Below are 6386 nucleotides of genomic sequence, written 5' to 3' on the forward strand. Positions count from 1 at the left end.
AGTCAACCGCATCATGCGTTATCCTCCTCAGGGTAATTTACGTTGTTTTATTCTTCCTCTTGGAGTTCTTTAATGTAATCCTCCGCATTGCATACCATTTCATCGAATATTTCATCTAAGACTTCTTGGAAAACTGTAAGCCCAGATTCTCCATTTGATGAATAGTTTTGCAGGTAGTGAGCAATGCCTTCGGCAAAACGCTTCTTGTTTTTTACTTTATATTGTTCTTGGTTGTCTTCTTTGAAATTGAAGGCATATACCAAAGTATCAATCGGCAACTTCAAAACTACATGTTTATTGCTTACTTTGACTTCCATTAGACCACTTCTCCTTTTCGAATTGTTTGTTATTCCAAACCACCAATGTATACCTTTCCGTCTTTGGTCAACCAGTCGCATCCGGCATCGTCAAACCCAACCTCAACTGTCTGTTTTCCAGTAAGAGAAACTATCATGCTTTATCCTCCTTCATTCGAAGTAATTTCCGTTATCGTCAATACCGATGATTAGATTCTCCGTGGTACCCAAAACCACTTCGCACAAGCCGCAATCATTCAATTCACCATTTTCGTAGTTGTACCGCTTACCGCGTAGCGATATTTGGCGTTGGATGTCCCTGATGTTGATTTCCGTACAGACGACTAATTCATAACTGCCTTCAACCTCGTATAATACAGGTTCCGGTAATTTAATTTGCATGGTTCGGTTCCTCCAATCCGGCGAGTTCAATAAGCTTTCTTTTCGCACTTGCTACATCACTAGTATGTTCTGCAATAATAGATGCGTGATGCCAATCTTTTTCCAACTTCCACTCCAGCACCTTGCGGGCTACTTCTTCGGGGGATTCTCTCACGCAGTAAAATTGATCTGGCGTGATATAAACCTCCGAATGAGTTGCCGATCCATAACGGATAGATGTAACTTGTTCCTGATTAATGAAAATTGATTCTCCGGTAATATCTGTCAACCGTATCATGCTTGATCCTCCTCCCCGATATGTTCACGTAACATATCAATCAAATCTTCTGCACAGTCATAGCAAAGACTTAGCGTGGCCTGATCGGTTTCAACCATCAGCAATCGTCCGTTCATCTTACGTCTTCCACATTCATCGCAGCCGTAATTTACTTGATCATAAACGTTCATGCTTTATTCCTCCTTCTCCGGCGCGTTGATGCGCCTCGCATTGTCCGCAATCATCATGGCGAAGTTGGCCACGTCTGCGGCTTCGCGGATGATTTTGTTGTAATCAATCTCCCGATCAAAGGCGGCCTTGATTTCCGCCTTCACTTCTTCCACTTCTTCAATCATCCGCATATAGAGCCACAAAAGACTTTCATTTTCCCATCCGCCTTTGTGATCATTATCGCGAAGTTTCGCTTCCATCTGCTGCGCGAACCACTGCACCTCTGACCGGAGCGATTCCCGTTGCGTCTCCGTTGGTTCGGTTGTGGAGAGGGCCTTTATTGCAATCCGCTTGCATTTGGCGTATACGACCAGATCGGATTCGTATTCATCGCGTTCATAATTCGCGATTTGTTCCAACGCCGCTCGCAGACGCTGGACTTCTTCCTGCTGACGCTTGATTAGACCTTCACGAGCCCGGTATGCGTTGATATGCTCCATTTCTGGGGCATCAAATGCGCCGGATTGGATTTTGTTTCGTAATTGCCATTTCGATACGTTACAGTCTCCGTTCGGGTCATAATCTAACCACTTCAACAACTCTTTCTTTTTCAGGTATTCACGCACTTGGATTCGCCCCTTTCGGTTGTGGTGGAGATGGCTTCTTGGATTATGTCTCTGATGCGAACACCGTTAAACGATATATCTACTGCTTCATGCTGTAACACCTTCTCCAACGCCGCTCGCAACCGCTGAATCTCCCCGTCAAATTCGCAAGCCCTCGCGTAATTCTCGAAATATACATTCTGCAACTTGCGGTAGTCCTCGCGCAACCGCTCGATCTCGTCCAGCGCGGCCGGCCATCCTTCGCGTGCTTCTGCGACAAACACCGTATTGGACCGCGCTTCCTCCGCGCTAACTTCTCGCGATCCCGCGTAACGTTTGCCTTGCCAAAACGTAGCTAAATCGGCATCTTCCGTCCCTACGTTAAATTGATCGTTCGTCGGCACGGTCCAAGCTCGCGCAATCCACGGTCCCGGCGTCGCAGCCTCACATATCACACGATCCCGCGCAAAATCACGTTTTCCCTTCGTCATTCGATTACCTCCCCGTTCCATTCCGCGAAAGCTCGCCAAGCTTCCGCTCTTTTTCGTGTCGTTGACGTTGATTAACGTACCTCTTCACAGCAGTCATGGCCGATGCGATTACGTCCCATTCCGAATCGCGATTCGAGTTGATCTGATACTCCGCAACCTTCACGAATTTTCGAAATAAACCGTTTTTGACTTCGTAGACTTTCACGCGATGACATGGTTCCCCGAAAAAGTCAGTCTCCCCCTCCGCTACGGATACGCGATACTGAACACCGCAATAAGTAACGGGAAATTTCGTTCCTCTTACGTTCGCGCCGCTAATAATTGCGTCTTCTATACGTTTGCTTAACGCCATATCCTCACCATTCCTTTCCGTCAAATTAGCGCTCATTAACCGTTACCCTACCGATACCCTTCCCGGATTGCTAACGCGCTTAATTTCCCGCGTTTAAAGCGTCAGAAATAAGCGTCCGCACCCGCTCGACCTCCCGTTGATACGCCGCGACCAATTCCGCGATTGTCTCGTAATTGCCGCCGCTATTAACGTCGCAGATAACCGCGCGTTCGACAGCCGCCGCAAGCCCACGCGCATTTAACGGGTAGTAACCGTCATCGCGCCACTCTTCGCGGATTGGCGGTGGGGCCGCGCCATCTTGCGGTTTATAGCCGGGCGCTTTCGCCGGGTCTACGATGTGACGGCGCAATAGCGTGTAGTTACGGTCATCAGCGGTCAGACGGTAATTTTGCGTGATAAGTGCGTTAAGATTCGTCATCAGACGTTCACTCCTTCGATTTTGACGTCAAGAATATCGAGAACTTTTCGTATAACGCCGGCAACTTCGTACGAAACCAGTTCTTGCGGATAGTTGTACGTATCATACAATTCTCTAATACGTTCCTCCGCCGTCTTTTCGACTTCATACCTGTTAACGAGCGCGGCCAACAACGTGTCGAACCGACTAAACTGGGCATAATCGGCAATTGTACGAATCTCGTCCGGTTTAGGTAATTCGTCATCATTTAACGTACAGAACAGGATTCGTCCGTTACTCCAACCGTTCGAGCGCAGGTTTTCAATTGCCGACGCGACTTTACGGGGAATTACGGGTACATACGGTACTTTCGTCATTTAACGTCACTCCTTCGTTTTAAATTCGGTTGATACGTTGAATACGAAACATGTCCGAGTCTTTATACGTAGAAATAGTTGTCCGCAAGGAACGATAGTTCCGAAGCGTATGTTTTAATCTTTAAAACCTACCTCGGATTCTTACGAATCCTTCGGGACAAATTTTAATGACGCCGTATTATTTATTGGTTCTTCTTACGTAATGGTTATCGTTAAATACTGGTTATACTTAGTATCCACGATGACCGTATCGGTGATCACCGAGTCGGTGAATTAAGACACGGTAAAACCGTCAGAATATCGCAAGACCGCCCGCCTCCGTAATCGTGTACACGTTTTTTCCGAATCTCCCGCCTCCTTCCCGTACATTTTCCGCCACCAACACTGGACTGCCTCGCCATCGATACGCGAGAAGGCGCTGTACGTATTTATTCGCGGTCTGCCGATTTACGCCAAGCAATCGCCCAATCGCGGCCTGTGACGGATAGCAGCGGCCGTCAGCGTCCATATGCGCGGCTATGACGTTGAGTGTCGCCCAAAGTTCCGGTCCCATATCCGCGATTATGCCGGACTTGATCGTATCGACGTATGTGCGGTAATAAATACGGTCAGACATCGTTAATTTCGCCTCCTATTACATATAGCGCACACACTTTTTCGGAATTGGGACATTGTCGCGAAAAATTTGCGGGAAATTAGACGTTGGAAGACGGGGCGGGTACGTTTACCCTTCGGAGGGGATAGCGCGGCTAATTTGTGGTAAAATTACGGTAAAAACGAAAGGGGAACGGTCGGATGCGGAAGTGTCCGTATTGTGCGGAAGAAATAAAAGAAGAGGCGATTAAGTGTAAGCATTGCGGAAGTGACGTCGGCGGCGTGGCCGTAACAACGATCGAATCGCCGAAGCCAACGATAATGGACGACGGAATCGTGTATATATTGCTAGGCGTAGTCGTCCTTATTGGAAGCGTAATAACTGCGATACTCGCTCCGATACTTGGCGTGGTGGGGATTATTCTCGGAATCGTTCTGATCGCGGCCGGGACCAATCCAACCAGGACCGTTAATTGTCCGAAGTGCAGCGGGAAGGTAATGATATTGAAGGATCGTGTAAAAACGAAATGCCGGAGTTGTCAAACGGAGTATAACGTAAAATGGACGGAGCGCGAGAAAGTCGAATTGCCGTATTAATAGCGGAATACAAAACCCCGTACGCATTTGTACGGGGCTTTTCGCATTAATCTTCGTCTAAACGTTCCAACGGCGAATATTTAGCGTGCGCACCCGCTATATCCGCGCTCCACAAGTTGACGTAGGTTTTTACCATGTCTAACGTTGTATGACCGAGAATTTTCTGCAAACTAAACGGATCGCCGCCGTTAACTATGTAAAGTCGCGCGAAAGTGTGACGGAATGTGTGCGCCGAGCAGCGTACGCCCTTGATGCCGGCCTCCATTCCGGTTAACGTAATCATCTCCTGTGCCGAGCGCAATTTCCACGGCTCGTTATCGATATTGACGAAAACAAAATCGTGATCGAGAAGGCCGCGTATTTTCAAGTATTCGCGTAGGTGGCGCTCCATTCGTGACTGAAACGGAACCAATCGCTCTTTGCGCCCTTTCCCGTCAAGTTTGACGAGACGTTCCCGCCATTGAATATCCGTCGTCCGAATCCCAACCGCCTCTGATACGCGCGCCCCTGTTTCGAGCAAGAACGACATGAACACGTAGTTACGGTACCCGGTGAACGTCTGCCGGTCGTGAATTTCGAGGAGCCGCCGAATCTGTTCTTTACTGAACGTTTCGATGACGCGCTTTTCCGTTTTAATCAATTTGATTCCGCTAAACGGATTCGACATTAGGTAATTCTCTTCCGCCAGAAAGTTGAAGAAGACGCGCCATGCCCGTAAATTCGTATTAACCGTCTCCTCCGATACTTCTTCTTTCCGCCGTTCAATCGCGCTATAAATCGTATCCTTCGTAACGTCAATCGGCCGCGTGATCCCCTGCTCCGCCAGCATCCGTTTTAGTATCGCCAGACATTCGGTATAATACCGCAACGTGTCCGATGTCAAATTCCGGACATTACAATAACGGAGAAACGTGTTAATTGCAACGTCCATGTCTTCGGCCTGTGGCGAAACCGTAATACCGCCACTTTCGGGACTTGCCGTAATTGAGTTAATCCGTCGCCTTCGCTGCATAAATACGAAAACCTCCCGTTCCACGTTCGAATAAGACGCGGTTACGGGAGGCGCATTATTTACGTCAGGCGCGTCAAGATACGAAAATGTCACCGCATCAGACACCGTATAGGCGTACGTTAAAGTTCACGATAAATGTACCGTAAATTATTTCGTTCACCCAACGTGAACCTAAATCTGGTGCGTCTGCCAATTCCGCCATACGCGCGCACATGATAAATATGTGAAAAGCGTGTAAATGTACGAAAAACTCCTGACGGAGTTCTTTGCCGCTGAATATGAAACCAATACTGGTGAGCCATGAAGGACTCGAACCTTCGACACCCTGATTAAAAGTCAGGTGCTCTACCAACTGAGCTAATGGCTCATAAATGGCTGGGGATCTAGGATTCGAACCTAGGCATGACGGAGTCAAAGTCCGTTGCCTTACCGCTTGGCTAATCCCCAACATGGTGGACGCTGACGGGATCGAACCGCCGACCCTCTGCTTGTAAGGCAGATGCTCTCCCAGCTGAGCTAAGCGTCCGTATGGTGACCCGTAGGGGATTCGAACCCCTGTTACCTCCGTGAAAGGGAGGTGTCTTAACCCCTTGACCAACGGGCCGGAGAAGAAACTGGAGCTCTCAACCGGGATCGAACCGGTGACCTCATCCTTACCATGGATGCACTCTACCTACTGAGCTATGAGAGCTTGAAATGGCTCCCCGAACAGGACTCGAACCTGTGACAACTCGGTTAACAGCCGAGTGCTCTACCGACTGAGCTATCGGGGAACGTTAACTCGGGCTTGCGCCCTGAAAACCGGATGCGAATGTCTGCGTCCAACCCTCTGCTTG

11 protein-coding genes and 6 tRNA genes are annotated in these 6386 nt (G+C 48.6%); 1 reads left to right on the forward strand and 16 read right to left on the reverse strand.

The window, feature by feature from the left end:
- Nucleotides 1-47 precede the first annotated feature (47 nt).
- From PACILC2_RS09485 to PACILC2_RS09525, 9 genes are all read right to left on the reverse strand, one after another.
- Nucleotides 48-317: a hypothetical protein gene (locus tag PACILC2_RS09485; RefSeq protein ID WP_213528654.1), complete on the reverse strand. Its 270-nt coding sequence runs from the start codon at nt 315-317 to the stop codon at nt 48-50.
- A gap of 150 nt (nt 318-467) precedes the next feature.
- Nucleotides 468-698: a hypothetical protein gene (locus tag PACILC2_RS09490; protein WP_213528655.1), complete on the reverse strand. Its 231-nt coding sequence runs from the start codon at nt 696-698 to the stop codon at nt 468-470.
- Nucleotides 688-975, reverse strand: coding sequence for a flagellar FlbD family protein (locus PACILC2_RS09495; RefSeq protein WP_213528656.1), 288 nt, complete (start codon nt 973-975; stop codon nt 688-690). The genes PACILC2_RS09490 and PACILC2_RS09495 overlap by 11 nt, the downstream gene beginning before the upstream one ends.
- Nucleotides 972-1145, reverse strand: coding sequence for a hypothetical protein (locus PACILC2_RS09500; RefSeq protein ID WP_213528657.1), 174 nt, complete (start codon nt 1143-1145; stop codon nt 972-974). The genes PACILC2_RS09495 and PACILC2_RS09500 overlap by 4 nt, the downstream gene beginning before the upstream one ends.
- 3 nt (nt 1146-1148) lie before the next feature.
- Nucleotides 1149-1751, reverse strand: coding sequence for a hypothetical protein (locus PACILC2_RS26670; RefSeq protein WP_244863386.1), 603 nt, complete (start codon nt 1749-1751; stop codon nt 1149-1151).
- Nucleotides 1736-2221: a hypothetical protein gene (locus PACILC2_RS09510; protein WP_213528659.1), complete on the reverse strand. Its 486-nt coding sequence runs from the start codon at nt 2219-2221 to the stop codon at nt 1736-1738. The genes PACILC2_RS26670 and PACILC2_RS09510 overlap by 16 nt, the downstream gene beginning before the upstream one ends.
- A 431-nt stretch (nt 2222-2652) precedes the next feature.
- Nucleotides 2653-2991, reverse strand: coding sequence for a hypothetical protein (locus PACILC2_RS09515; protein WP_213528660.1), 339 nt, complete (start codon nt 2989-2991; stop codon nt 2653-2655).
- Nucleotides 2991-3347: a hypothetical protein gene (locus PACILC2_RS09520; protein ID WP_213528662.1), complete on the reverse strand. Its 357-nt coding sequence runs from the start codon at nt 3345-3347 to the stop codon at nt 2991-2993. Before PACILC2_RS09520 ends, PACILC2_RS09515 begins: the two co-directional genes overlap by 1 nt.
- A gap of 292 nt (nt 3348-3639) precedes the next feature.
- A complete protein-coding gene (locus tag PACILC2_RS09525; RefSeq protein WP_213528663.1) occupies nt 3640-3963 on the reverse strand; it encodes a helix-turn-helix domain-containing protein in 324 nt (107 codons plus the stop codon).
- Nucleotides 3964-4142: 179 nt separating this feature from the next.
- Here PACILC2_RS09525 and PACILC2_RS29295 point away from each other — a divergent pair, with 179 nt between their 5' ends.
- On the forward strand, nt 4143-4538 hold the full coding sequence (locus PACILC2_RS29295; RefSeq protein ID WP_213528665.1) for a zinc ribbon domain-containing protein: 396 nt from the start codon (nt 4143-4145) through the stop codon (nt 4536-4538).
- 46 nt (nt 4539-4584) lie between these two features.
- Here the strand turns inward: PACILC2_RS29295 and PACILC2_RS09535 are convergent, their stop codons facing one another.
- The 7 genes from PACILC2_RS09535 to PACILC2_RS09565 all read right to left on the reverse strand — a co-directional run bounded on the left by PACILC2_RS09535 (nt 4585) and on the right by PACILC2_RS09565 (nt 6323).
- Nucleotides 4585-5550, reverse strand: coding sequence for a tyrosine-type recombinase/integrase (locus PACILC2_RS09535; RefSeq protein WP_307860485.1), 966 nt, complete (start codon nt 5548-5550; stop codon nt 4585-4587).
- 291 nt (nt 5551-5841) lie between these two features.
- A tRNA-Lys gene (locus tag PACILC2_RS09540) sits at nt 5842-5917 on the reverse strand.
- Nucleotides 5918-5922: 5 nt separating this feature from the next.
- Nucleotides 5923-5997: transfer RNA gene (locus PACILC2_RS09545), tRNA-Gln, on the reverse strand.
- Between the two features lie 3 nt (nt 5998-6000).
- A tRNA-Val gene (locus PACILC2_RS09550) sits at nt 6001-6076 on the reverse strand.
- Between the two features lie 3 nt (nt 6077-6079).
- Nucleotides 6080-6154, reverse strand: a tRNA-Glu gene (locus PACILC2_RS09555).
- Nucleotides 6155-6165: 11 nt separating this feature from the next.
- A tRNA-Thr gene (locus PACILC2_RS09560) sits at nt 6166-6241 on the reverse strand.
- A gap of 6 nt (nt 6242-6247) precedes the next feature.
- A tRNA-Asn gene (locus tag PACILC2_RS09565) sits at nt 6248-6323 on the reverse strand.
- Nucleotides 6324-6386: the final 63 nt, after the last annotated feature.

The sequence above is a fragment of the Paenibacillus cisolokensis genome (assembly GCF_018403665.1).
Classification (GTDB): domain Bacteria; phylum Bacillota; class Bacilli; order Paenibacillales; family Paenibacillaceae; genus Paenibacillus_AH; species Paenibacillus_AH cisolokensis.

Bases quoted from the DNA above. Each gene is read 5' to 3' on its own strand.
- PACILC2_RS09485 (WP_213528654.1), bottom strand. From the start codon at position 317: ATGGAAGTCAAAGTAAGCAATAAACATGTAGTTTTGAAGTTGCCGATT.
- PACILC2_RS09490 (WP_213528655.1), bottom strand. From the start codon at position 698: ATGCAAATTAAATTACCGGAACCTGTATTATACGAGGTTGAAGGCAGT.
- PACILC2_RS09495 (WP_213528656.1), bottom strand. From the start codon at position 975: ATGATACGGTTGACAGATATTACCGGAGAATCAATTTTCATTAATCAG.
- PACILC2_RS09500 (WP_213528657.1), bottom strand. From the start codon at position 1,145: ATGAACGTTTATGATCAAGTAAATTACGGCTGCGATGAATGTGGAAGA.
- PACILC2_RS09510 (WP_213528659.1), bottom strand. From the start codon at position 2,221: ATGACGAAGGGAAAACGTGATTTTGCGCGGGATCGTGTGATATGTGAG.
- PACILC2_RS09515 (WP_213528660.1), bottom strand. From the start codon at position 2,991: ATGACGAATCTTAACGCACTTATCACGCAAAATTACCGTCTGACCGCT.
- PACILC2_RS09520 (WP_213528662.1), bottom strand. From the start codon at position 3,347: ATGACGAAAGTACCGTATGTACCCGTAATTCCCCGTAAAGTCGCGTCG.
- PACILC2_RS09525 (WP_213528663.1), bottom strand. From the start codon at position 3,963: ATGTCTGACCGTATTTATTACCGCACATACGTCGATACGATCAAGTCC.
- PACILC2_RS29295 (WP_213528665.1), top strand. From the start codon at position 4,143: ATGCGGAAGTGTCCGTATTGTGCGGAAGAAATAAAAGAAGAGGCGATT.
- PACILC2_RS09535 (WP_307860485.1), bottom strand. From the start codon at position 5,550: ATGCAGCGAAGGCGACGGATTAACTCAATTACGGCAAGTCCCGAAAGT.